Here is a 23586-nt window from a genome sequence, read left to right as displayed (position 1 = left end):
GCCCTCCGCCCGATCAGCGGTCGTCGCGCAGCTCACCACCCGGCAGGAACACCCAGGTGCGGGTCACCTGCAGGATGTCGATCGCATCCTCGGTCCTGGGCAGCGGCGGGAACGGCTGGGCCAGGGTGATCACCCGCAGCGCGGTTTCATCCAGCAACGGCGTGCCGCTGGACTGCAGGATGCGCGCGCTCTCCACCGTGCCATCGCGGCGCACCCCGACCGAGATCACGACCTGACCGCCGAGCCGGCGGGCGCGGGCTTCATCGGGGTAATTCAGATTGCCGACCCGCTCGGCGCGGTCGACCCACGCCCGCAGATAATTGGCGTAGGCATATTCGCGGGTGCTGGCCGAGACGAACTTGCGGTTCGGGCGCTTGGCGTACTGCGCCGAACGCAGATGTACTTCGGCCGCCAGCCGCGCCATCTCCACGTCGCGCTGCTCGCGCGCGGTCATCGGTGCGTCCGGGCGGGGCTGCTCCGGCAGCGGCTGTGGCTGCGCCTCGGCGATGGTGTCGGTGCCGTTGCGGCTGTTGACCACGCGGGTCTGCGGCGGCGGCACGCTGGCGGCCTCCTGCCGCTGCTGCGGCACCGGCGACAGCCCGGCCTGCGCCTGCGGCACGATCCCGGCCTGGTTGTCGCGCGGGCGCTGCGCCTTGTCGTGGTCGCCACCGCCCTGCTGGTTGGCCTGGGCCAGGAAATCGGCCTGCTTGGGCGTCAGCGGGGTCTGGGTCTGGCTGAAGATCACATCCAGGGTCGGCACCAGCGGCGCGCTGTCGCTGACCGCGAAACCGACGCCGAGGATCAGCAGCGCATGCACGAGCACCGACAGCGTCAGGGTCGCGCCCAGCCGCTGGGATTCGCGCGCCTGCCACGTCGGCACCGGGACGACGCTGGCGCTCATCGCGGCAGGCCGGCCTCGATCGCGTCGAACAGGGTGCCGGCGATGTTCAACCCGAACTGGGCATCGAGTTCGCGCACGCAGGTGGGGCTGGTGACGTTGACTTCGGTCAGGTAGTCACCGATCACGTCCAGGCCGACGAAGCGCATGCCGCGGCGCTTCATTTCCGGCCCGACCTGGGCGGCGATCCAGCGGTCGCGCTCGCTCAGCGGGCGGCCTTCGCCGCGGCCACCGGCGGCCAGGTTGCCGCGGAACTCATCGCCCTGCGGAATCCGTGCCAGGCAGTAGTCGACCGGCTCGCCATCGACCAGCAGGATGCGCTTGTCGCCGGCGGTGATGTCCGGGATGAACTTCTGCGCCAGGGCCAGCGTGCGCTCGCCGTTGGTCAGGGTTTCCACGATCACGTTGAGGTTCGGGTCGCCGGTGCCGCTGCGGAAGATCGAGCGCCCGCCCATGCCGTCCAGCGGCTTGAGCACGGCCTGGCCGTGTTCGAGCACGAAGGCCTTCAGGTCGGCGTTGCGGCGGCTGACCAGGGTCGGCGGGCAGCACTGCGGGAACAGCAGGGCAGCCAGCTTCTCGTTGTAGTCGCGCAGGCCCTGCGGGTCGTTGACCACCATCGCACCGGCCTGCTGGGCGACGCTGAGTACGTGGGTGTCGTAGATGAATTCGGCATCGACCGGCGGATCCTTGCGCATCAGCACGACCTGGCCGGGGCCGAAGACCGTCTGGCTGAACTCGCCCAGGGTGAACCAGTCGTTCTTGTCCTCGCGCACCTGCAGCGGGGCGGTGCGGGCGATGGCCTGGCCGTCGCGCAGGGCCAGCCCGCCGGGGCTGACGTAGTGCAGGGCATGGCCGCGGCGCTGGGCTTCCAGCAGCATCGCGAAGGTGGTGTCCTTGGCAATCTTGATATGGGCGATGGGGTCCATCACCACGATGACATTCAACGGCATGGTCGCAACCTGGCGGGCAGGCCGATGATGGTAGCGACAAAGGCCCGGCAATGCCCGCCCCGGGGGCCGGAACGCAGTGTCCGGCCGGCCCGGGTTTGCGCAAACGGCGCGGGGCGGGCGCCGCCCGGGCCGCTGGCGGCGGGGCCGCGGTGGGTCTGCTTGAAGCGCGCGCCGGTATTGGGATATAGATACGCTTTCGCAGCGACGCCGGGGATCTGGCAAGCGTCGCGCGCTTGGGGAAAGGTAATGACTGAATACATGGCTGCGGGTGGGGAACTCGCAGGGCTGCGCGTGATGGTCATCGATGATTCGAAGACCATCCGCAGGACTGCGGAAACCCTGCTGAAGCGGGAAGGCTGCGAGGTGGTGACTGCGACCGATGGTTTCGAGGCCTTGGCCAAGATCGCCGACCAACAGCCGCAGATCATCTTCGTGGACATCATGATGCCGCGGCTGGACGGGTATCAGACCTGTGCGCTGATCAAGGGCAACCAGCTGTTCAAGTCGACGCCGGTGATCATGCTGTCGTCCAAGGACGGCCTGTTCGACAAGGCGCGCGGCCGCATCGTCGGCTCGGAGCAGTACCTGACCAAGCCATTCACGCGTGAAGAACTGCTGGGTGCCATCCGCACATACGTCAACGCCTGACCAGGGGGGAAAGGCACAATGGCTCGAATCGTACTGATCGAGGATTCACCGACCGACCGTGCGGTGTTCACGCAGTGGTTGACCAAGGCCGGTCATGAAGTCCTGGAAGCGGACAACGCCGAGGACGGGCTCAAGCTCGTGCGCGAGCAGTCGCCGCAGCTGGTGCTGATGGACGTCGTCCTGCCGGGCATGAGTGGCTTCCAGGCCACCCGCGCGATGGCGCGCGACGCGGCCATCAAGCACATCCCGGTGGTCATCGTCAGCACCAAGGCGATGGAAACCGACAAGGCGTGGGGGCTGCGCCAGGGGGCGGCCGACTACATCGTCAAGCCGCCGCGCGAGGAGGAACTGATCGCGCGGATCAACCAGTTGGTGGTCTGATGCGCTCTCCTTTCGACATCCTCCAGGCTTACGAACGACGCAGCCTGGCCCATGCCGTGCAGCTGCCCGAGCGGCAGTTCTCGCAGGACCTCTGGCGTGGCGTCGGCTACCGGGTGGGCAAGCGCCGGCTGGTCTCGGACTTCCGCGAGGTGGTGGAAATCGTGCCGATGCCGCCGATCACCCCGGTGCCCGGCGCACAGCCGTGGCTGCTGGGCGTCGGCAACCTGCGCGGCAACCTGTTCCCGGTGGTGGACCTGAAGTTCTTCCTGGAAGGCGAGCGCACCGTGCAGCAGGAGGGCCAGCGCGTGCTGATCATGCGCCAGGCCGGCGGTGACGTGGCGCTGACCATCGATGAACTGTTCGGCCAGCGCAGCTTCGAGCTGGACCAGGACATCGTCGCAGGCGATCTGGCCACCGGCCGCTATGCGCATTTCATCGACCGCGCCTTCCACGGCGATGGCCATGACTGGGGCGTGTTCTCGCTGTCGCTGCTGTCGCGTACCCCCGAATTCAGGCAGGCCGCGGCCTGACCGCAGGCGCCTGTCTCTCCGTATTGAAGATCGAGGTTGAACGATGAGTACTGCTTCGGAATCCGCCAAGGCCGGCAAGTTCGGTTCGGTGGGCACCAATTTCTGGCTCGGCCTGCTGGCCGTGTCGATGATCGTGTTCGGCGTGAACACCGGCGTGGCGACCTGGCAGGGCAGTCGCCTGGCCAGTGCCAGCACCGATGCCGCGAACCTGCAGGTGCTCTCGCAGCAGCTGGCCAACCAGGGCCGTGAGGCGGTCTCGGGTAATGCCCAGGCCTTCACCGCGTTCAAGCTGACCAAGAGCGACATCGAAAGCACCGTCAGCGCCCTGCAGGGCCGCTACGGCGCCGAGACGAACGTGTCCGGCCCGCTCAATGCGCTGATCAAGACCTGGGAGCCGCTCGGCAAGAGCGCCGGCCAGCTGGTTGCCAGCGAACCGGCGGTGCTGGCGCTCGCCGGCAATGCCAACAACTTCGTCAACGGCGTGCCCGCACTGCAGGCACAGCTGAACGAAGTGGTCCGGGCGATGTCGGCCAGTGGCGCGCCGTCTTCGCAGCTCTACAACGCCCTGCAGCAGGTCGTGGTGGTCGGCTCGATGGCCCGCCGCGTGACCGAAATGCGCGCCGGTGGCGCCAATGCCGCGGCCGCGGGTGATGCGCTGGCACGCGACTCGGTGGTGTTCACGCAGGTGCTCGACGCGCTGCGCAACGGCAACGAGGAACTGGGCATCGCCGCGGTCCGCAACGGCCCGGCGCTGGCCGCGCTGGAACAGTCGCAGAAGCAGTGGGACACGATGAAGCAGGACGCCGATGCGATCCTGGCCAGCTCCCGCCAGCTGTTCTCGGCGCAGTCCTCGGCCGCGGCCCTGACCGGTGGCTCGGCGGACATGCTCCGCGACAGCAAGAAGCTCTTCGAGGCGTTTTCCTCGTTCGGCTCGCTGCGCGACACCCGCCTGTTCCCGAATTTCTGGCTGGGCGTGGTGTCCGGCGCGTTCTCGCTGATCGCCATCGTCGGCTTCGTCGGCAGCACCGTGCGCAGCCGCTCGCGCGAGCAGGAGCTGCGTTACCAGACCCAGGTCGAGTTCAACAGCCGCAACCAGCAGGCCATCATGCGGCTGCTGGATGAAATCAGCTCGCTGGGTGAGGGCGACCTGACGGTGAAGGCCTCGGTGACCGAGGACATGACCGGCGCCATCGCCGACGCCATCAACTACGCCGTGGACGAACTGCGCCACCTGGTGACCACGATCAACGACACCTCGGCCAAGGTCGCCGTGTCGACCCAGGAAACCCAGGCCACCGCCATGCAGCTGGCCGAAGCGGCCGGCCACCAGGCCAACCAGATCACCTCCGCGTCGGACCGGATCGGCGAAATCGCCTCGAGCATCGAGCAGGTGTCGCGCAACTCGGCCGAGTCGGCCGAGGTGGCGCAGCGCTCGGTGATCATCGCCGCCGAAGGCGCCGGCGTGGTCCGCGAGACGATCCAGGGCATGGACCAGATCCGCGACCAGATCCAGGAAACCTCCAAGCGCATCAAGCGGCTGGGCGAGTCCTCGCAGGAAATCGGCTCGATCGTGGAACTGATCAACGACATTTCCGAGCAGACCAACATCCTGGCGTTGAACGCCGCGGTGCAGGCGGCATCGGCCGGTGAGGCCGGCCGCGGTTTCGCCGTGGTGGCCGACGAAGTGCAGCGCCTGGCAGAACGCACGTCCGGTGCGACCCGACGGATCGAGAACCTGGTGCAGGCCATCCAGGCCGATACCAATGAAGCGGTCAGCTCGATGGAGCAGACCACCGCCGAAGTGGTCTCCGGTGCGCGCCTGGCCGAAGACGCCGGTACCGCCCTGACCGAAATCGAGCGCGTCTCCAACGCACTGAACAACCTCATCAAGAACATCTCGATCGCTGCCCAGCAGCAGTCGGCCGCGGCATCGGACATCACCCGCACCATGGGCGTAATCCGTCAGATTACCGGCCAGACCTCGCAGGGCGCGGGACAGACCGCCGAGTCGATCGGCCACCTGGCACAGCTGGCGGCCGACCTGCGCCGCTCGGTTGCCGACTTCAAGCTGCCGGCGTGAGCCGCGGGCAGGGCGGAGAGGGAAGGAACAAGCAGATGATGCATCGCGAGAAATCACCGCACGCCATGTGCGCCGAGCTGCCGGGAGACCTGGCATGAGCACGCTGCGCGATGCCATGAGCCACGCTGCGCTGGGCTGGGTCAAGCCGGAGCTGGACGAGACCCTGCGCCAGGTGCGCAACGAGGTCGAGTACTACGTGGAAGACCCTGCCGATGGCAGCCGCATGCGCTTCTGCGCCGGCTACCTGCACCAGGTGCAGGGGACCCTGCGCATGGTCGAGCTGTACGCCCCGGCGATGGTGGCCGAGGAGCTGGAGCAGCTGGCCAACGCGATCGGTGCCGGCGAAGTGCCGGACCGTGACGAAGCCTGCGCCACGCTGATGCGCGGCAGCGTGCTGCTGCCCGACTACCTGGAGCGCCTGCAGAACGGCCATCGGGACATTCCGATCGTGCTGCTGCCGCTGCTGAATGACATCCGTTCGGCGCGCGCCCTGCCGGGCATCAATGAAAGCGTGCTGTTCGCCTTCGCCCCGGACAGCGCCAGCGCCACCGAAGCCGAGCTGGACCATGCGCGCGGCAGCCTGAGCGGACGCAACCGCGAACTGCTGGATACCGTGGGCAACGCGGTCAAGGAAGAGCTGCTGCGGATCAAGGACGCGCTGGACCTGCACCTGCGTACCGGTGGCGAGCCGGTGCAGCTGCAGACCCAGGTCAACGAGCTGGGCGCGGTCGCCGATACCCTGGGCATGATGGGCCTGGGCGTGGCCCGCGGCGTGGTCGTGCAGCAGCGCGACGCACTGCGCGAGGTGGTGGACGGGCAGCAGCAGATCGACGAGAGCCTGCTGCTGGACATCGCCGGTGCACTGCTCTACGTGGATGCCTCGCTGGACGACCAGGTCGCCCACCTGGGCGCCGGCGGCAGTGGCGAAGACGATCCCAGCGCGGTGGAAAACCGGCGCACGGTGGAGGTGCTGGCGCATGAAGCCATCGCCAACTTCGCCGCCGCGCGCGAGCATTTCGTCGCCTTCATCGAAACCAACTGGAACCACCAGGAACTGCAGGAAGTCCCGCGCCTGCTCGGCGAGGTTGCCGGTGCGCTGCGCATGCTCAATCTGTCGGAGCCGGCCGATTACCTGCAGGGCGTGCGCCAGTACATCGCGGTGGAACTGCTGGACAAGCAGCGCGTGCCGAGCGGTCGCCAGCTGGACACGCTGGCCGATGCCATGGCCAGCCTGGAGTACTACCTCGAGGCGCTGCGCGAGCGCCGGCCGGGGCGCGAGGAGATTCTCGACATCACCCGCAGCAGCCTGGAAACCCTGCGTTACTGGCCGCTGCCGGACGCGAGCCAGCCGAGTGCCGAGACCGGTCCGGAATCGCTGCCGGTCGCGCCGGAACCCATCGAGCTGACGCCGTGGGACGCACCTGCGCCCGAGCCGATCGCGCTTGGCGTGACGGCCGAAGTTCCGCGCCCGGCCAACCTGCCGCCGCCGCTGCCGGACTTCACCTTCGATCCGCCGCCGACGGTCGCCGCGCCGGTGACGCCGCCGCCGGTGGCGCTGGTGTTCGATGCCTCCACCGCCCCCGTCGCCGCCGATGCACCGCAGTGGACCCTGGCGGGCGGCGACGACGTGGAGACGCTGCCGACCTTTGCCCATTTCGATCCGGTCATTGCCGAGGCACCGGCTGGTGCCAGCTGGGACGTGTCGCCGCTGGTGTCCGCCCCGCAGGACGATAGCGCAGGGGAAGACGCTGCGCGGGATGATGCCGCCGTGACGCCACCGGAACGTGCCGACGTCGACGACGCACGCGCGTCCGAGGCGCTGCCGGCCTTCGTGGCGACGGGCGACGGATTCGATCCGGTCGCCGCCGAGCACGACATCCTGGCGCTGAGCGACGAGCCGATCGAATTCACCTTCGATGAGGATCTGCACAACGCCGACGATGTGCTGTCGCTGCAGATCGACGACACCGATGCGGCCCCTGCCGATGGCGGATATTCCGCTGCCTTCGCGCAGGGCGAGGTGGATGTCGAAGCACTGCCGACTTTCCTGCAGGAGATTCCGGTCGCCGCGGCGGAAGACAGCGCCGATGCACCGCGCAGCACGTCTGCCACGGATCTCGACGCTGCCCCCGACGCCGTCGAGACGACGTTGCCGACGCCTGCCGTGCAGGACGCGGTGATCCGCCGTATCGAACTGGACGACGCCTCCACCCGTTTCCTGGCCGAACTGGATGCGGCGGCCGCGCAGTTCCGCCCGGAAGGTGCGCCGATCGATGGCCCAGTGAACGCAGCTGCGGCGGTCGCCCCGCCGGTTGCCACGCTTGCCGGAGACACCAGCATCGAGGCCGGTTTCGAAGACGATGGCGAGAACATCGACCAGGACATCCGCGAGGTCTTCATCGAAGAGTTCGACGAAGAACTGGTGAACCTGGGCAATCTGCTCCCGGCCTGGCGCATCGCGCCGGACAACCTGGACCGCCTGCGCCCGATCCGCCGCGTGTTCCACACCCTGAAGGGCAGTGGTCGTCTGGTCGGTGCGCGCACGCTGGGTGAGTTCAGCTGGAAGATCGAGGGCATGCTCAACCGCGTGCTCGACGGCAGCCGCCCGGCCTCGCCGGCCGTGGTCGCGCTGGTCGGCCAGGCCTATGACGTGCTGCCGCAGCTCAATGCCGCGCTGCGCGATGGCAGCCGTGTCACCGCCGATCTGCAGGCCATGCAGGGCATCGCCGATCGCGTGTCCGCGGGCGAAGAAACCTTCCATGTGCCGTTGCCGCGCGCTGCCGCGGTCGCGGTGTCGACGCCGGACGAGGGCACCCCCGCCAATATCGACAGCGTCCTGCGCGAGATCCTGGAAGCCGAGGTCGAGGTGCACCAGGCGACGCTGCAGGCGTGGCTGGATGCAGCCGCCGATGGCCCGCAGCCGGTTACCGATGGCCTGCTGCGCGCCGTGCACACGATGAATGGCGCGTTCGCGATGACCGACGTGCCCGAGATCACGGCTGTCACCGGCGCCGCGGAAAGCTACATCAAGCGCTCGCTGGCCGCCGATGCGCTGCCGGGTGCGGCCGGGATGGCTGCGCTGGCCGACACCTGTGCCGCGATCACCACCACGATGGCGGCGCTGCAGGACGAGGCACCGCGCGTGCCCGTGCAGAACGCCCTGGCTGCCCGCCTGGTCGCCCTGGCGGATACCCTGCCTGAAGCGCGCTGGCCGGCCTTGGTCGAGGACGATCTGGACCTGCTCGACGACGCGCTGTACGCCGAAGGGGCGGATGCCGAACAGGCTGACGAAGCCGAGCGGGCCGAACGGGCTGACGAAGCCGAGCAGGCCGAACAGGCTGTCGAAACCGACGAAGCGGTCGAAGCAGTCGAAGCGGACGCAGCGGACGCAGCCATCGCAACGGACGATGCTGCGCCCGTCCTGGCCACCGCGGACGATGCCGCCGGGACCGATGTGCAGCAGGCCGAACTCGAGGCCGACGGCCTGAGCGTGATCGCGCCGGATCATTCGGCGACGCAGGCTGACGACGAGGATGCCCTGGTCGCCATGGAGCTGACCGGCACCGATGACCTGTCAGCCTATTTCGACGCCGAACTGCCCGACGCAGTGCGTGCGGGCGACGCGCCGCAGACGCTGGATGCGGTGACTGACGAGGCCGAAGACGCCGATCTGGCGTCGGTCCATGCGGGTCTGGAGTCGGTCGAGCTGACCTCCGCCGAGGATCTCTCGCGCTACTTCGATCATCTCGCAGAACCGGCTGCACCGGTCGTGTCCTATACCGAAGCCGAAGCCGAAGCCGAAGCTGAAGTCGAAGTCGAAGTCGAAGTCGAAGTCCAAGCCGAAGCCGAAGCTGAAGCTGAAGCTGAAGCAACGCGCGAGGCCGAGTTCGGGACTGACACCAACACCAGCACCGACACCGACACCGATACTGTCCGTGAACCGGACAGCGCCTACGCGGTCTCCGTGAACGACGCCGCCAACGACAGCTGGAGCGACACCGGGCAGGACGACGACGAGGACGCACAGGCACTGGACGAGGTCCTGCCGCCGCCACCGGCGTTTGGCGAGGTGGTGGACGCGCAGCAGGCCGTGGACGATGGTCTGACCGTCGTCGATGCGCCGGATGCCTCCGATAACGGCGTGCTGGGTCTGGACGCCACCGACGACAACACCGGCGAAGCCGATGCGTTCGCCGAGGCGATCGAGGCCACCGCATCCGACGCGCCCGACGCGTCGACCGCTGACGCCGCCCCGTCCCGCTTCTTCGAGCTGGAAGACGCGCCTGCCGCGTCTCTCACCCAGGCGTGCGCGCACGACGACGCCCCCGCCGGCGATGTCATCGACAACGACAACGACAACGACGACGCAGTGCCAGGCGACGCGCTCGATTTCACCCAGCTGGACCAGGAACTGGTCGATATCTTCGTGGAGGAGGGCAAGGACCTGCTCGACCACTGCGATGGCCTGATCAGCGAGCTGCGCGCCGCGCCGCAGGACCGCGACGTGATCGCCGGCCTGCAGCGGGATCTGCACACCCTCAAGGGCGGTGCGCGCATGGCCGGGATCAACCCGATCGGCGACCTGGGCCACGGCATCGAGTCGCTGCTGGAGGCCGTTGCGGCCAACCGGACCGATATCGACCGCAGCGACGTGCACCTGCTGGAACGCGGCTTCGATCGCCTGCACCAGCTGCTGACCCGTACCGGCCAGCACCGCACCGTGGCGATGCCGGACGACCTGATCGCGGCGTTCGAGCAGCGCACCCAGGGTCGGGCCGTGCCCGAGCCGGAGGAGACCGTGGGCACCGCGCTGCCGTCCGGTGATGCCCAGGTCGAAGCGGCGATTGCCGCGCTGGTGGCGGCGCCGCTGTCGGCGCCGGTGCCACTGGAAACCGTCAGCGAAGACGATGGTCTGCCGCGGCCGCAGCAGGAACAGGTGCGCGTGCGCGCCGATCTGCTCGACCGCCTGGTCAATCACGCCGGTGAAGTGGCGATCTACCGCTCGCGCCTGGAACAGCAGCTCGGTGCCTTCCGCGGCGCCATGGGCGAACTGGACCGCACCAATGCCCGTCTGCGCGATCAGCTGCGCCGACTGGACCTGGAAACCGAAGCGCAGATCGTGGCCCGTTACCAGCGCGAGCAGGAACAGGTCGACCACAAGTTCGATCCGCTGGAACTGGACCGCTTCTCCACGCTGCAGCAGCTCAGCCGCGCGCTGAACGAGTCCGCGGCTGACTTGGGCGGCCTGCAGGGCGTGCTGGACGATCTGTCGCGCCAGTACGACGTGCTCCTGCAACAGCAGTCGCGCGTCAGTTCGGAACTGCAGGACGGCCTGATGCGCGCGCGCATGGTGCCGTTCGATGGCCTCGTGCCGCGCCTGCGCCGGGTCGTGCGCCAGGCCGGCCAGGACACCGGCAAGCAGGTCCACGTCATCCTCGAAGGTACCCACGGCGAACTGGACCGCAACGTGCTCGACCGCATGGTCGCGCCGCTGGAACACATGCTGCGCAACTCGGTGGCGCACGGTCTGGAAACCCCGGAACAGCGTCGTGCCGCCGGCAAGCCGGAAGAGGGCGAAATCGCCATCCGCCTGCGCCGCGAAGGCTCGGAAATCGTGCTGGAAGTGGCCGACGATGGCGCCGGGCTGGATCGCGCGGCGATCCGTCGCCGCGCCGAACAGCGTGGCCTGATCGCCGCCGATGCCGTGCTGGGCGATGCCGAGCTGGATGCGATGATCTTCTCGCCCGGCTTCAGCACCGCCGACCAGGTCAGCCAGCTGGCTGGCCGCGGCGTGGGCATGGACGTGGTGCACAACGAAGTGCGCCAGCTGGGCGGCTCGGTGGACATCCACTCGGTCAGCGGCCAGGGCGTCACCTTCACCCTGCGCCTGCCGCAGACGCTGGCAGTCACCCAGGCCGTGTTCGTGCAGATCGGCGAAACCACCTTCGCGGTGCCGGTCGCCTCGGTCAGTGGTATCGGCCGGATCTCGCGCGAGCGCTTCGAAACTGCCAACGGCGGCTACCACTACGGTGGCGAGGAATTCGCGCTGCACGATCTGGGCACGCTGATCGGCCAGGCCCAGGCCCGCGCCGAAGGCCAGGCCCAGGTGCCGTTGCTGCTGGTCCGCGCCGGCGACCTGCGCGTGGCCGTGGCGATCGACCAGGTGCTGGGCAACCGCGAAATCGTGGTCAAACCGGTCGGCCTGCAGATCGCCTCGGTGCCCGGCATCTACGGCGCGACCATCACCGGCGATGGCCGCGTGGTGGTGATCCTGGACGTCGCCCCGCTGGTGCGCCGTTACCTGGCCAACCCGCACAAGCCGATCACCGCCGCCGCCAAGGTCAGCGATCGCGATGTACCGCTGGTGATGGTGGTCGACGATTCGCTGACCATGCGCAAGGTCACCGGCCGCATCCTGGAGCGCCACAACTTCGAGGTGACGGTCGCCCGCGACGGCATCGAAGCGCTGGAGCGGCTGGAGGAGCGCGTGCCGGACCTGATGCTGCTGGATATCGAAATGCCGCGCATGGACGGCTACGAGTTGGCCAGCGTCATGCGCGCCGATCCGCGCTACCAGGGCGTGCCGATCGTGATGATCACCTCGCGCAGCGGTGACAAGCACCGTCAACGGGCCTTCGAACTCGGTGTCCAGCGCTACCTGGGCAAGCCTTACCAGGAACTGGATCTGATGCGTAACGTGTATGACCTGCTGGGGATCGCCCGTGCACGCGAGTGACGCTCCTACGTTGTTGTCGGTGGCCCTGCTGGCCCGCCCCGGGCCGGCGCGCGACCGCCTGCGCGAGGCGCTCGCCCATGCCGGCGCGCGCGTAGTGCTGGAGGACGATCCCAACACGCTCGACCTGCAGTCCCTGCGCGATGCCGATCCGGGCGCGGTACTGATCGCCCTGGAACCGGCGATCGAAGACGCACTGGAACGGCTGGATCCGGTCCTGGGCTCGCCTTCGCTGACCCTGATCTTCGACGAAGCCGAGCTGGCCGCCCGCCGCGACGGCTGGGAAGCGCAGCGCTGGGCGCGGCATCTGGTGGCCAAGCTGCACGGTCACCAGGACGTGCTGCCGCCGGGCTCGGAACAGGATCAGCAACTGCAGCCCGAACCGGGCCTGCCGGTCACTCCGGCGCAGCTGCACGCCGACGCGCCGCTGGAGTTCCACCTGCGCGAAGCGGAAGATGCGGCGTCCGACGTGCCCGCCGATGGCCTGTACCAGGTGCCGGCGGAGCTGAGCGAGCCGGTCTCGCTGGAAGAGGCATTGGCCGCGCTGCAGCCCGTGGACGCCGATCCGGTCGCCGCACCGATTCCACCGATCCCTGCCTCGGCGCCGCCGGCTGCGGCTGCCGTGTCGATCGGCGATCACAGCCGCTGGTCGCTGGTCGAGGAGGATGCCGTCGTCGCCACCGCATCGTCGGCCAGCGGGCCGGCGCTGGAGCCGGAGCGTTTCGACACCGAGCGTCTGTCACTTGTCGAGCTTGAACCCGAGGCCGGTCCCGACGGTGGCTGTCCCGGCGCGGTGCTGGTGTTGGCCGGTATCGGTGGGCCGGATGCGCTGCGCCGCCTCCTGGCCGCGCTGCCCGCGACGCTGACGACCGCGGTCCTGGTGCATATGCGCCTGGACGGTGGCCGTTACGGCAATCTGGTCAAGCAGATGGCACGCGTTTCCGCGTTGCCGGTACTGCTGGCCGAGGATGCCCAGGCCGTGGCGGCGGGGCAGGCCTATATCCTGCCCGACGACATCGGCATCGCCGTGCGCCAGGGCAGTCTGCACTTCATCGCTGACCCGGCCGGCATCCAGATCGCGGCATTGCCGGCCCTGCACAGTGGCGTGGTCCTGCTCAGTGGTGCGGACGCCGCCCAGGTCGATGCGGTCCTTGCGCTGGCGGCGGCCGGTGCGTGGGTCGCCGGCCAGGTGGGTGAAGGCTGCTACGACCCGACCGCCGCCAGTGCGGTGGTGGTCGCCGGGCAGGATGCCGGTGAACCGCCGCAGCTCGCGGCCACCATCGCCGAACGCTGGGGCGTGGACGCGTAAGCGCGCCGCGGACCCTTGAAGGAATCTCCATGAGTTACGCCAGCAACGACGAAATCCGCGGTGTCCTGATCCAGGCCGGGCACGAACGCGTGCTGCTGCCCAACGCCACCGTCGCCGAAATGATGTCCAAGGTGCCGGTCGAAACCGTCCCCGATGCACCGGCCTGGCTGGTCGGGCAGATCGCCTGGCACGGCTGGGACGTCCCGCTGCTGTCGTTTGCCCGGTTGTCCGGGCAGGGCGACGAGCCGGTGGTGGCCAACAACAAGGTGGTGGTGCTCAAGGCGCTGGGGGGCAATCCCCGCCGGCCGTACTTCGCCCTGCTGACCCAGACCTTCCCGCAGCTGATCGCGGTTCCGCGCGACGGCCTGCTGGCCGACGCCTCCGAGGACACCCTGCCGCAGGGCGTGCACATGCGCGTGCTGCTGGGTGAGCAGAGCGCGCTGCTGCCCGATCTGGATGCGCTGGAAGCGGCGCTCGACGAAGCCTTCCCCGTCGCGGGGTGAAAAAACAGGGACGGAGGTAGTTAATCGGCACGATTAACTACCTCCGTCCCCGTTTCTGCTGTTTCTGCTTCAGCCCAGATCGCCCAATCGCGCCTGCACGGCGGCGATGGCGGCCAGACCCGCGGTCTCGGTGCGCAGCACGCGCGGGCCCAGCTGCAGGCCCTGGAAGCCCGCTGCGGCCAGCGCCTGGCGGTCACGCGGCGACCAGCCGCCTTCCGGGCCGATCGCGATCACCACGCCGCCCGGTGCCGCTGACAGGGCGGACAAGCGGTGCTCGCCCTGCGGGTCCAGGGTCAACTTCAATGCCTCGGCCGCGACCCCATTGGCGGCGTCCTGGAGCGATTGGGGCGCGGCCACGCTGGGCACGCGGGCGCGGCCGGACTGACCGCAGGCCGAGACCACCACGCTGTGCCAGTGCGCCAGGCGCTTCTCGGCGCGGGCCGCATCCAGCTTCACTTCGGTGCGCTCGGCATTGACCGGCACGAAGGCCTGCACGCCCAGCTCCGTGGCCTTCTGCAGGATCAGGTCCATCTTCTCGCCGCGGGCGATGCCCTGCAGCAGGGTGATGTGCAGCGGCGATTCGTTGTCCAGCGCGGTGGCGCTCTCGATCCGCACCTGCGCATCGCGCTTGCCCACGGTGACCAGGGTGGCGCTGTAGTCCTGCCCATCGCCGTTGAACAGCACGCAGCCGTCGCCTTCGCGCAGGCGCATCACGCGGACCAGATGGTTGGCGGCGTCCTCGGGCAGCGCCAGGGTCTGGCCGACCGCCAGCGGATGATCGATATGGCTGCGGGTCACGCGCATGCGACGGCCTCGTCGATGGCGGCCAGGGTGGTCAGGGCAAGCAGATCCAAGTGTTCATCCTCGACGCAGTACGGCGGCATCCAATACAGCACATTGCCCAGTGGGCGCAGCACCACGCCGCGCTTGAGCGCGGCCTTGTAGGCGTGCAGCCCGACCCGGGCCTCGGCCGGGAACGGCGTGCGCTTGTCGCCATTGCGGGTCAGTTCGAAGGCCACCACCATCCCGGCCTGGCGCACATCGGCGACGTGCGCGTGGTCGGCGAACGGTGCGGCCAAGGTACGCATCACCTCGGCGGTGCTGCGATTGCGCGCGATCACGTCCTCCCCGGCGAAGATGTCCAGGGTCGCCAGCGCGGCGGCACAGGCCAGGGGATTGCCGGTGTAGCTGTGCGAATGCAGGAAAGCGCGCTCGCGCGAATCATCGAGGAAGGCGTCATACAGGGCCTGCGTGGCCAGCACCGCCGACAGCGGCAGGAACCCGCCGGTCAGGCCCTTGGACAGGCACAGCAGGTCCGGCATCACCCCGGCCTGCTCACAGGCGAACATCGTGCCGGTGCGGCCGAAACCGGTGGCGATCTCATCGGCGATCAGGAACGCACCGTTGGCATCGCACAGCGCGCGCGCACGCTGCAGATAGACCGGGTCGTACATGCGCATGCCACCGGCGCACTGCAGGCGCGGCTCCAGGATCACCGCGCAGATCTCGCCCGGGTGCTGGTCGAACAGCGTGGCCAGCGCATCGGCGGCCTGGTGCGCGCGCTGCGCGGCGCTCTGGCCCGGCTCGGCCAGGTAGGCATCGGGCGTGGGGGCGAACAGCGCCTCGGTCAGCAACGGCGCATACACGCGTCGGTACAGCGGGATGTCACCGACCGACAGCGCGCCCAGGGTTTCGCCGTGGTAGCCGTTCTCCAGCGCGACGAAGCGGGTGCGGTGGTTCTCGCCGCGGTTGCGGAAGTAGTGGAACGCCATCTTCAGCGCCACCTCGACCCCGGCCGAGCCGTTGTCGGCATAGAAGACCTTGGCCAGCGGATCGCGCCCGGCCTGGCGCGGGGCAATGGCCAGCAGGCGCTCGGCCAGCCGTACCGCCGGCTCGTGGCTGAAGCCGGCCAGCATCACCTGTTCCAGCCGGGTGGCCTGCTCGGCGATGGCCGCACCGATGCGCGGTTGCGCATGGCCGAACAGATTGGTCCACCAACTGCTCACTGCATCCAGATAGCGATGGCCATCGTGGTCGATCAGCCACGGGCCTTCGCCGCGGGCGATCGGCAGCAGGGGCAGGGTGTCGGGGTGCTCGCGCATCTGCGTGCACGGGTGCCACAGCACGGCCAGATCGCGTTGCCGCCACTGATCGGCCAGCGTGAGGGGGGCTGGGTCTGCTAGCATTTCGGGCTCATGAACACGTTTTCACCAGTACCCATTCTAGAGATGCTCGCATGAGCCGTCGCCTGCCCATCATCCACCAGATCACGGACGAGGAAAGCGGGCCGTTCCAGCGCCAGCATCTGGATCTGGAGTTTTCCAATGGCGAACGCCGCCGCTTCGAGCGGCTGGTGACCCGCGGCCACGGCGCCGTGGTGGTGGTGCCGATGCTCGATGACGAGACCGTGCTGCTGGTGCGTGAATACGCCGCCGGCATGCACCGTTACGAGCTGGGCCTGGTGAAAGGCCGCATCGACGCCGGCGAAACGCCCGAACAGGCCGCCGACCGCGAATTGAAGGAAGAGGCCGGTTACGGTGCCCGGCGGGTCGACGTGCTGCGCGCGATGACCCTGGCCCCGACCTACATGAGTCACCAGTCGTGGCTGGTGGTGGCGCGCGATCTGTACCCCGAGCGCCTGGTCGGCGACGAGCCGGAGGAGTTGGAGGTCGTGCCGTGGAAGCTGGCCGATCTGGACCAGCTGATGCTGCGCGAGGATTTCTCCGAAGGCCGATCACTGGCGGCGCTGTTCATCGCCCGCGAGTGGCTGGGACGGAAGGAATGATCAAACTCACGACGGATCTGCGCGAAACCGTCATCGCCATCGCCCAGGACGCAGCGGCCGCCATCATGGCGGTGTACGCCACGCCGTTCGATGTGGAGATCAAATCCGACCACAGCCCGGTCACCGCCGCCGACCTTGGCGCCAACCAGGTGATCGAGCGCGGGCTGGCGCAGCTGACCCCGGAGCTGCCGATCCTCTCCGAGGAATCGGCGCAGGTGCCATGGGAGATCCGCCAGCACTGGGGCGCCTACTGGCTGGTCGATCCGCTGGATGGCACCCGTGAGTTCGTCAAACGCAATGACGAGTTCAGCGTCAACATCGCGCTGATCTACCAGGGCGCGCCCGCGTTCGGCGTGGTGCTGGCCCCGGCCACCGGCCAGGTCTGGCACGCCATGCGCGGCGAGCTCGCCTACCGCCGCGATGGCATGCGCGATTCGGTGCTGCGCACCCGCACGCCGGCTTCGGCACCGCTGCGGGTGGCGGCCAGCCGCTCGCATCGCAGCGCGCAGACGCAGGCCCTGCTGGACCGCATGGGCGATATCGAGGTGCTCGCCCAGGGCTCCTCGCTGAAGTTCTGCCGCTTGGCCGAAGGCACGCTGGACGTCTACCCGCGGCTGGGCCCGACCTCCGAATGGGACACCGCCGCCGGTCAATGCGTGCTGCACGCGGCCGGTGGCGCGGTGCTCTCGGCCGAGACCGGCAAGCCGTTCCGCTACAACCGCCGCGAAACCCTGTTGAACGGCGATTTCATCGCGCTGGGCGATACCCGCCTGCCGTGGCGCGCGTGGCTGCCCGCCTGACCTGACTGGAGCAACGATGCCTGCCACCCCTGAACTGGACCGCCTGCTGGGCATCATGGCGCGCCTGCGCGATCCGTTGCAGGGCTGCCCCTGGGACCTGCAGCAGGACTTCGCCAGCATCGCGCCCTACACGATCGAGGAAGCCTACGAGGTCGCCGATGCGATCGACCGCGGCGACCTGGACGATCTCAAGGACGAACTCGGCGACCTGCTGCTGCAGGTGGTCTTCCATGCGCAGATGGCGCAGGAGCAGGGTGCCTTCGCGTTCGCCGACGTCGCCCGCGCGATCAGCGACAAGATGGAGCGCCGACATCCGCACGTGTTCGCCCAGGTCCAGGTCGAGGGCGCCGAGGACGTCAACAGCAACTGGGAGGCGATCAAGCGCGCCGAGCGTGCCGCCAAGGGCCACACCGACACCTCCGCGCTGGCCGGCATCTCGCGCGGCCTGCCGGAATGGCAGCGGGCGGTGAAGCTGCAGGCGCGCGCGGCACGGGTCGGTTTCGACTGGCCGGGCCCGGCGCCGGTGATGGACAAGGTGCGCGAGGAGCTGGACGAGGTTGCCGCGGAATTCGCGCGCGGCCCGGTCGAGGAGAATCACGCGCGCCTGCAGGAAGAGCTCGGAGACCTGCTGTTCGTCTGCGCCAATCTGGCCCGTCACGCCAAGGTGGACGTGGGCGCCGCCCTGCGCCTGGCCAACCACAAGTTCGAACGCCGCTTCCGGGCGATGGAAGCGCAGGCCGAGGCCGCGGGGCGGTCGATGGCCGCGCTCGACCTGGACGCGCAGGAAGCGCTCTGGCAGCAGGCCAAGGCGGACGAGCTCAAGCCGTGAAGACGCTGCTGCTGTTCGTCCTGACCGCAGTGGCCGAGATCGTCGGCTGCTACCTGCCGTGGCTGTGGCTGCGCAGGGACGGCAGCGCGTGGCTGCTGCTGCCGGCCGCCGCCAGCCTGGCGGTGTTCGCCTGGCTGCTGACCCTGCACCCGACCGCCAGCGGGCGGGTGTATGCCGCATATGGCGGGGTCTACATCGGCACCGCGCTGCTGTGGCTGTGGCTGGTCGACGGCATCCGCCCCAGCCGGTGGGACCTGCTCGGCGTCGGCCTGTGCCTGGCCGGCATGCTGGTCATCATGTTCGCCCCGCGCACCGCCTGATCCGGATCGACACCGGTCCGCAGAAAGCCCCTACGGCCGCGTGAAGACGGCGTGGCTATACTCGGACCTACGATTCCGGGGAAAGGGAGTGACCTGATGTTTCCGACCATGCTGTTCTCGCTGGTACTGGCCTTCGTGGCTGTCGTCATCCTGTTCAAGGCCGTGCGCATGGTGCCGCAGGGCTACGAATGGACCGTGGAGCGCTTCGGCCGCTACACCCACACCATGTCGCCCGGCCTGCATTTTCTGATCCCGATCGTGTACGGGGTGGGCCGCAAGGTGAACATGATGGAGCAGGTGCTGGACGTGCCCAGCCAGGAAGTGATCACCAAGGACAACGCTGCGGTGCGCGTGGACGGCGTGGTGTTCTTCCAGGTGCTCGATGCCGCCAAGGCCGCCTACGAGGTCGCCAACCTGGAAGTGGCGATGATCGCCCTGGTGCAGACCAACATCCGCACCGTGATCGGCTCGATGGACCTGGATGAATCGCTCAGCCAGCGCGAGGTGATCAACGCCCAGCTGCTGAGCGTCGTCGACCATGCCACCAACCCGTGGGGCGTGAAGGTCAACCGCATCGAGATCCGCGACATCCAGCCGCCGCGCGACCTGCTCGACGCGATGGCGCGGCAGATGAAGGCCGAGCGCGAGAAGCGCGCGCAGATCCTGGAAGCCGAAGGCTCGCGCCAGTCCGAGATCCTGCGCGCCGAGGGCGAAAAGCAGGCCACCGTGCTGGAGGCCGAGGGCCGCAAGGAAGCCGCCTTCCGCGATGCCGAAGCGCGCGAGCGCCTGGCCGAGGCGGAAGCCAAGGCGACCACGATGGTCTCCGAGGCGATCGCCCAGGGCGACGTGCAGGCGATCAATTACTTCATCGCGCAGAAGTATGTGGAAGCATTCAAGGAACTGGCGACCTCGCCGAACCAGAAGCTGGTGCTGATGCCGATGGAGGCCAGCGGCGTGATCGGCTCGATCGCCGGTGTTGCCGAACTGGCACGCGAGGCGTTCGCCAAGCAGGAAGAAAAGAAAGCCACGCGCGGCGTCCCGCCGCGGATCGGAGGCTGACATGCGCTGGGAAGTCGTGGCCTGGGGCGCGCTGGCACTGGTGCTGTTCGCCGCCGAGGCGCTCGCGCCCGGCGCCTTCATGTTGTGGATCGGGATCGGCGCGGCGGCGGTGTTCGTGCTGGTCGCGGTGTTCGCCGACATCCCGCTGCTGTGGCAGGTGGTCGCCTTCGTGGTGCTCAGCGTGGTCTCGATCCAGTGCTACCGGCGCTGGGGGCGATCGCATGATCGCCAGAGCGACCAGCCACTGTTGAACCGGCGCGCCGAGCAGCTGATCGGACGGGTGGTCGTGCTCGAGCAGGGCATCGTGGCCGGCAAGGGCCGGGCCAAGATCGACGATGCGTTCTGGGTGGTGTCCGGGCCGGATCTGCCGGCCGGCAGCCCGGTGCGGGTCGTGGCGGTGGAGGGCATGACGCTGAAGGTGCAGCAGGCCTGATCCGCGGTTTTCCCGCACCGCCGCAGGCGTTGTGAAGGCGGTTCTGGGATAATGCTTTCTTGCCTTCATTCCCCCGGAACCGGTCATGACCCAGAAGACGCTTCTCAACGATACCCACCGCGCACTCGGCGCCAAGATGGTCGATTTCGGTGGCTGGGACATGCCGATTCATTACGGTTCGCAGCTGGACGAGCACCACCTGGTGCGCAGCGATGCCGGCATGTTCGACGTCAGCCACATGACCGTGGTGGACCTGCGCGGTGATCAGGTCAAGCCGTTCCTGCGCACCCTGCTGGCCAACTCGGTGGACAAGCTGAAGGCGACCGGCAAGGCGCTGTACTCGTGCATGCTCAATGCCCGCGGCGGCGTGATCGACGACCTGATCGTCTATTACATGGCCGACGATTTCTTCCGCATGGTGGTCAACGCCTCGACCCGCGAAAAGGACCTGGCCTGGATCCGTGAGCAGGCGGCCGCCTTCAACGTGGAGGTCATCGAGCGCGAAGACCTGGCCATCATCGCGGTGCAGGGCCCGACGGCACGCGAGCGGGTGATCGGCCTGCTGGGCGAGAGCGATCGCGCCGCGCTGGAAAAGCTCGGCCGGTTTGCCGCGCTGGAAACCACCGCCGCCGACGGCACCCCGCTGTTCCTGGCGCGTACCGGCTACACCGGTGAGGACGGTTTCGAAATCCTGCTGCCGCAGACCGCCGTGGTCGCGTTCTGGACGGCGCTGACCGCCGCCGGCGTGCGCCCGGCCGGCCTGGGCGCGCGCGATACGCTGCGCCTGGAAGCGGGCATGAATCTCTATGGCCAGGACATGGACGAAGAGATCACCCCGTACGAAGCCGGCCTGGCCTGGACCGTGGCACTGGACGAAGGCCGTGACTTCATCGGGCGCGACGTGCTCGAGGCGCAGAAGGCGGCCGGCAACGCCCGTCAGCTGATCGGCCTGGTGATGGACGAAAAGGGCGTGCTGCGCCACGGCCAGGTCGTGCTGACCGCCAGCGGCGAAGGCGAGATCCTGTCCGGCACCTTCTCGCCGACGCTGGGCAAGGGCATCGCGTTCGCGCGCGTGCCGGGCGGCGACCTGGGCGACGTCCGCGTCGACATCCGCGGCAAGCAGGTCCCGGTGCGCGTGGTGAAGTTCCCGTTCGTGCGCGAAGGCCAGGCCCAGCCCGGCGTGTTGATCGACGGCTGATGCCGTGATGTACCCGGTGCGGACGCATGCGCATCCGCGCCGGTTGGTTACACTACCCCCGTTTCTTGACCCCCCCTGATATTCCTCGGAGCAGTCCCATGAGCGAGATCCCCGGCGACCTCAAATTCCTCAAGTCCCACGAGTGGGCACGCGTTGAAGGCAACGGCCGCGTCACCGTCGGTATTTCCGACCACGCCCAGGGCCTGCTTGGCGACCTGGTCTACGTTGAACCGCCGGAGGTTGGCCAGGAGGTCAAGGCCGGCGAACAGGCGGCGGTGGTCGAGTCGGTCAAGGCGGCTTCGGACGTGTACAGCCCGATCACCGGCACGGTCGTCGAGGTCAATGCGGCCCTGAGCGACAAGCCGGAAACCATCAACGAAGACGCCTACGGCGACGGCTGGATCTATGTCGTCGAAGTGGCCGGCCTGGACGAAGTCAACGAACTGCTGGGTCCGGACGACTACGCCGAGCTGCTGGAAAACGAAGATCACTGATCGCGTTTCCGGTGAGAAGAACGGCCGCCTGGTGCGGCCGTTTTTTTTTGCCCGCGCGCCGGGTGCGTGTCGATGCCGTTAGTAGTGCGTGAGGGTCGTGCGTGTTGCGGACCTGCATTGCGCGCGAACCGACCGCCTCATGACGATCGGTCTGGTGTCGATGCGCGCCGGTGATCTGACCCGCGTCGACGACCGACGGCATGCCGACGCGGGATCGATGTGGACGCGTCGGCGACGTTCGAGTGCCGATGGCAGGCACGAACGCGTCGGTGCCGGACGGTCAAAAGTTTGCGCAGTTACGCGAATCGGGTCGAAAAAAGCGCGGGCCGATGTGAAAAGTTTTTCGGTCCGTTTAAGGTCCGCACGGGCAGTCCCGCGGCGGGTGCGGTCCAACCCGGTGCGCGTCCACGGCGATGTCGCAGTACACGGGGATGTTGCGATGTCGCGACACGAAAGTGCTTCTTTTAAGTGTTTTTCTTTTCGACGGTGTCAGCGCCTGCTTGCATGCGGTGCCCGCGCGGGCGATGCCGTGGCGCGTCTGCGGGGTGATCACAGGGAGCGGCGAGGGCGTCGCGGCAAGGCGCCGGTGTGAAAATTTTTCGCCGGGGTTGTTGACAGTGAAAAAAAGCGTGATTAGGTTTCGCCTCAGCAGACCTTGCCTGCGAACAGAGTGAGCAGAATCGACATCAAGTCGCGAAGCACAACCTGGACATCCACCTCGCGTCCGATGACGGTGGAGATGGCTTCGCTTCCTTCAGCGAACCGCAAGACCCTTCCTGATCCGATATCTGCCTGGCCGCACATGGCAGGTGTCTCCGTATCCGTCACGACGCGCATGACGCGACGGCGGTCCCCGCGACGCAGCAACGGCGGGTTTGCTTTACCTGGGCGTTTCCACTCCATAGATCACTGACGAGGAGCCATCCCATGGCAACCAAGAAAGCTGCGAAGAAAAAGCCGGCCGCCAAAAAGGCAGCCAAGAAGGTCGCTAAGAAGGCGACTGCCAAGAAGACCGTGAAGAAGGTAGCCAAGAAGGCGGCTGCCAAGAAGACGGTGAAGAAGGCGGCCAAGAAGGCGACCGCCCGCAAGGCAGCCGTGAAGAAGACGGCGAAGAAGGCCGTGAAGAAGACGGCAAAGAAGGCCGCGACCAAGAAGACCGCGAAGAAGGCAGTGAAGAAGACGGCGAAGAAGGCCGTCAAGAAGACTGCGAAGAAGGCAGCCGCCAAGAAGACCGCGAAAAAGGCGGTAAAGAAGACGGCCAAGAAGGCGACCCGCAAGGTAGCCAAGAAAGCCGCTCCGAAGAAGGCTGCCAAGAAGACCGCCAAGAAGGCCACCCGCAAGGTAGCCAAGAAGGCCACCGCCAAGAAGGCGACCAAGAAGGCGACCGCCCGCAAGGCTCCGGCCAAGAAGGCGTCGGCCAAGAAGGCAGTGAAGAAGGTCGCAAAGCGCAAGCCGGCCGTTCGCAAGAAGAAGGCCGCTCCGGTCGCTCTGCCGGCAACCCCGGCACCGCTGATCTAAGTTTTTCCCGATAGCCGTACCTGAGACTCCTTCCCTGGCAGCCCAGCGGGGAAGGAGTTTTTTTATGGGCGACGCCAGAAGAACGCACAAAAAAGGCGGCCGTCAGGCCGCCTTTTTC

The 23586-nt window shown here is 68.0% G+C and carries 19 protein-coding genes and 1 pseudogene; 15 read left to right on the top strand and 5 right to left on the bottom strand.

Features of this window, described 5'->3' with window-relative positions; all coding sequences use genetic code 11:
- Positions 1-13 precede the first annotated feature (13 nt).
- On the bottom strand, positions 14-901 hold the full coding sequence (locus ABE473_RS13765) for an energy transducer TonB (RefSeq protein WP_346489854.1): 888 nt from the start codon (positions 899-901) through the stop codon (positions 14-16).
- Positions 898-1848, bottom strand: coding sequence for a glutathione synthase (gene gshB, locus ABE473_RS13760; RefSeq protein ID WP_346489853.1), 951 nt, complete (start codon positions 1846-1848; stop codon positions 898-900). The genes ABE473_RS13765 and gshB overlap by 4 nt, the downstream gene beginning before the upstream one ends.
- 246 nt (positions 1849-2094) lie before the next feature.
- Here gshB and pilG point away from each other — a divergent pair, with 246 nt between their 5' ends.
- From pilG to ABE473_RS13725, 7 genes are all read left to right on the top strand, one after another.
- Positions 2095-2496 (top strand): twitching motility response regulator PilG, encoded by a 402-nt coding sequence (pilG, locus tag ABE473_RS13755; protein WP_121039045.1) that lies wholly within the window; start codon positions 2095-2097, stop codon positions 2494-2496.
- An 18-nt stretch (positions 2497-2514) separates the two neighbouring features.
- Positions 2515-2877, top strand: a complete 363-nt coding sequence (locus ABE473_RS13750) for a response regulator (RefSeq protein WP_123730426.1) — start codon at positions 2515-2517, stop codon at positions 2875-2877.
- Positions 2877-3407, top strand: a complete 531-nt coding sequence (locus ABE473_RS13745) for a chemotaxis protein CheW (RefSeq protein WP_088432919.1) — start codon at positions 2877-2879, stop codon at positions 3405-3407. The genes ABE473_RS13750 and ABE473_RS13745 overlap by 1 nt, the downstream gene beginning before the upstream one ends.
- 43 nt (positions 3408-3450) lie before the next feature.
- Positions 3451-5487, top strand: coding sequence for a methyl-accepting chemotaxis protein (locus tag ABE473_RS13740; protein WP_346489852.1), 2037 nt, complete (start codon positions 3451-3453; stop codon positions 5485-5487).
- A gap of 94 nt (positions 5488-5581) precedes the next feature.
- Positions 5582-12223, top strand: coding sequence for an Hpt domain-containing protein (locus ABE473_RS13735; RefSeq protein ID WP_346489851.1), 6642 nt, complete (start codon positions 5582-5584; stop codon positions 12221-12223).
- On the top strand, positions 12189-13529 hold the full coding sequence (locus tag ABE473_RS13730; protein ID WP_346489850.1) for a chemotaxis protein CheB: 1341 nt from the start codon (positions 12189-12191) through the stop codon (positions 13527-13529). The genes ABE473_RS13735 and ABE473_RS13730 overlap by 35 nt, the downstream gene beginning before the upstream one ends.
- Positions 13530-13558: 29 nt before the next feature.
- Positions 13559-14032, top strand: a complete 474-nt coding sequence (locus ABE473_RS13725; RefSeq protein ID WP_176990619.1) for a chemotaxis protein CheW — start codon at positions 13559-13561, stop codon at positions 14030-14032.
- Between the two features lie 69 nt (positions 14033-14101).
- Here the strand turns inward: ABE473_RS13725 and ABE473_RS13720 are convergent, their stop codons facing one another.
- Together ABE473_RS13720 and bioA are read right to left on the bottom strand one after the other, a co-directional pair.
- A complete protein-coding gene (locus tag ABE473_RS13720; RefSeq protein ID WP_346489849.1) occupies positions 14102-14836 on the bottom strand; it encodes a 16S rRNA (uracil(1498)-N(3))-methyltransferase in 735 nt (244 codons plus the stop codon).
- Positions 14827-16218: an adenosylmethionine--8-amino-7-oxononanoate transaminase gene (gene bioA, locus ABE473_RS13715; RefSeq protein WP_346489848.1), complete on the bottom strand. Its 1392-nt coding sequence runs from the start codon at positions 16216-16218 to the stop codon at positions 14827-14829. Before bioA ends, ABE473_RS13720 begins: the two co-directional genes overlap by 10 nt.
- Positions 16219-16268: 50 nt before the next feature.
- Here bioA and nudE point away from each other — a divergent pair, with 50 nt between their 5' ends.
- The 8 genes from nudE to gcvH all read left to right on the top strand — a co-directional run bounded on the left by nudE (position 16269) and on the right by gcvH (position 21950).
- Positions 16269-16817, top strand: a complete 549-nt coding sequence (nudE, locus tag ABE473_RS13710; protein ID WP_121039027.1) for an ADP compounds hydrolase NudE — start codon at positions 16269-16271, stop codon at positions 16815-16817.
- Complete coding sequence (cysQ, locus tag ABE473_RS13705) at positions 16814-17617, top strand: 3'(2'),5'-bisphosphate nucleotidase CysQ (RefSeq protein ID WP_319209884.1); 804 nt, start codon at positions 16814-16816, stop codon at positions 17615-17617. Before nudE ends, cysQ begins: the two co-directional genes overlap by 4 nt.
- 16 nt (positions 17618-17633) lie before the next feature.
- Positions 17634-18446, top strand: a complete 813-nt coding sequence (gene mazG / locus ABE473_RS13700; protein ID WP_346489847.1) for a nucleoside triphosphate pyrophosphohydrolase — start codon at positions 17634-17636, stop codon at positions 18444-18446.
- On the top strand, positions 18443-18766 hold the full coding sequence (locus ABE473_RS13695; protein ID WP_346489846.1) for a YnfA family protein: 324 nt from the start codon (positions 18443-18445) through the stop codon (positions 18764-18766). The genes mazG and ABE473_RS13695 overlap by 4 nt, the downstream gene beginning before the upstream one ends.
- Positions 18767-18862: 96 nt before the next feature.
- Positions 18863-19825, top strand: coding sequence for an SPFH domain-containing protein (locus ABE473_RS13690; protein WP_046272684.1), 963 nt, complete (start codon positions 18863-18865; stop codon positions 19823-19825).
- A gap of 1 nt (position 19826) precedes the next feature.
- Complete coding sequence (locus ABE473_RS13685; RefSeq protein ID WP_346489845.1) at positions 19827-20258, top strand: NfeD family protein; 432 nt, start codon at positions 19827-19829, stop codon at positions 20256-20258.
- 85 nt (positions 20259-20343) lie between these two features.
- Positions 20344-21456 carry a glycine cleavage system aminomethyltransferase GcvT gene (gcvT, locus tag ABE473_RS13680; RefSeq protein WP_176990612.1) on the top strand — a complete coding sequence of 371 codons (1113 nt, stop codon included), beginning with the start codon at positions 20344-20346 and terminating at the stop codon, positions 21454-21456.
- Positions 21457-21554: 98 nt separating this feature from the next.
- Positions 21555-21950, top strand: a complete 396-nt coding sequence (gene gcvH / locus ABE473_RS13675) for a glycine cleavage system protein GcvH (RefSeq protein ID WP_346489844.1) — start codon at positions 21555-21557, stop codon at positions 21948-21950.
- 926 nt (positions 21951-22876) lie between these two features.
- Here the strand turns inward: gcvH and ABE473_RS13670 are convergent.
- Positions 22877-23416: pseudogene (locus ABE473_RS13670) on the bottom strand (hypothetical protein); the annotation flags it as partial.
- Positions 23417-23586 lie beyond the last annotated feature (170 nt).

This window comes from Stenotrophomonas sp. TWI700 (genome assembly GCF_039673645.1).
Lineage (GTDB): Bacteria > Pseudomonadota > Gammaproteobacteria > Xanthomonadales > Xanthomonadaceae > Stenotrophomonas > Stenotrophomonas maltophilia_AA.
The sequence above is the reverse complement of the archived record's forward strand: the minus strand, read 5'-3'. Positions and strand labels throughout refer to the sequence as shown.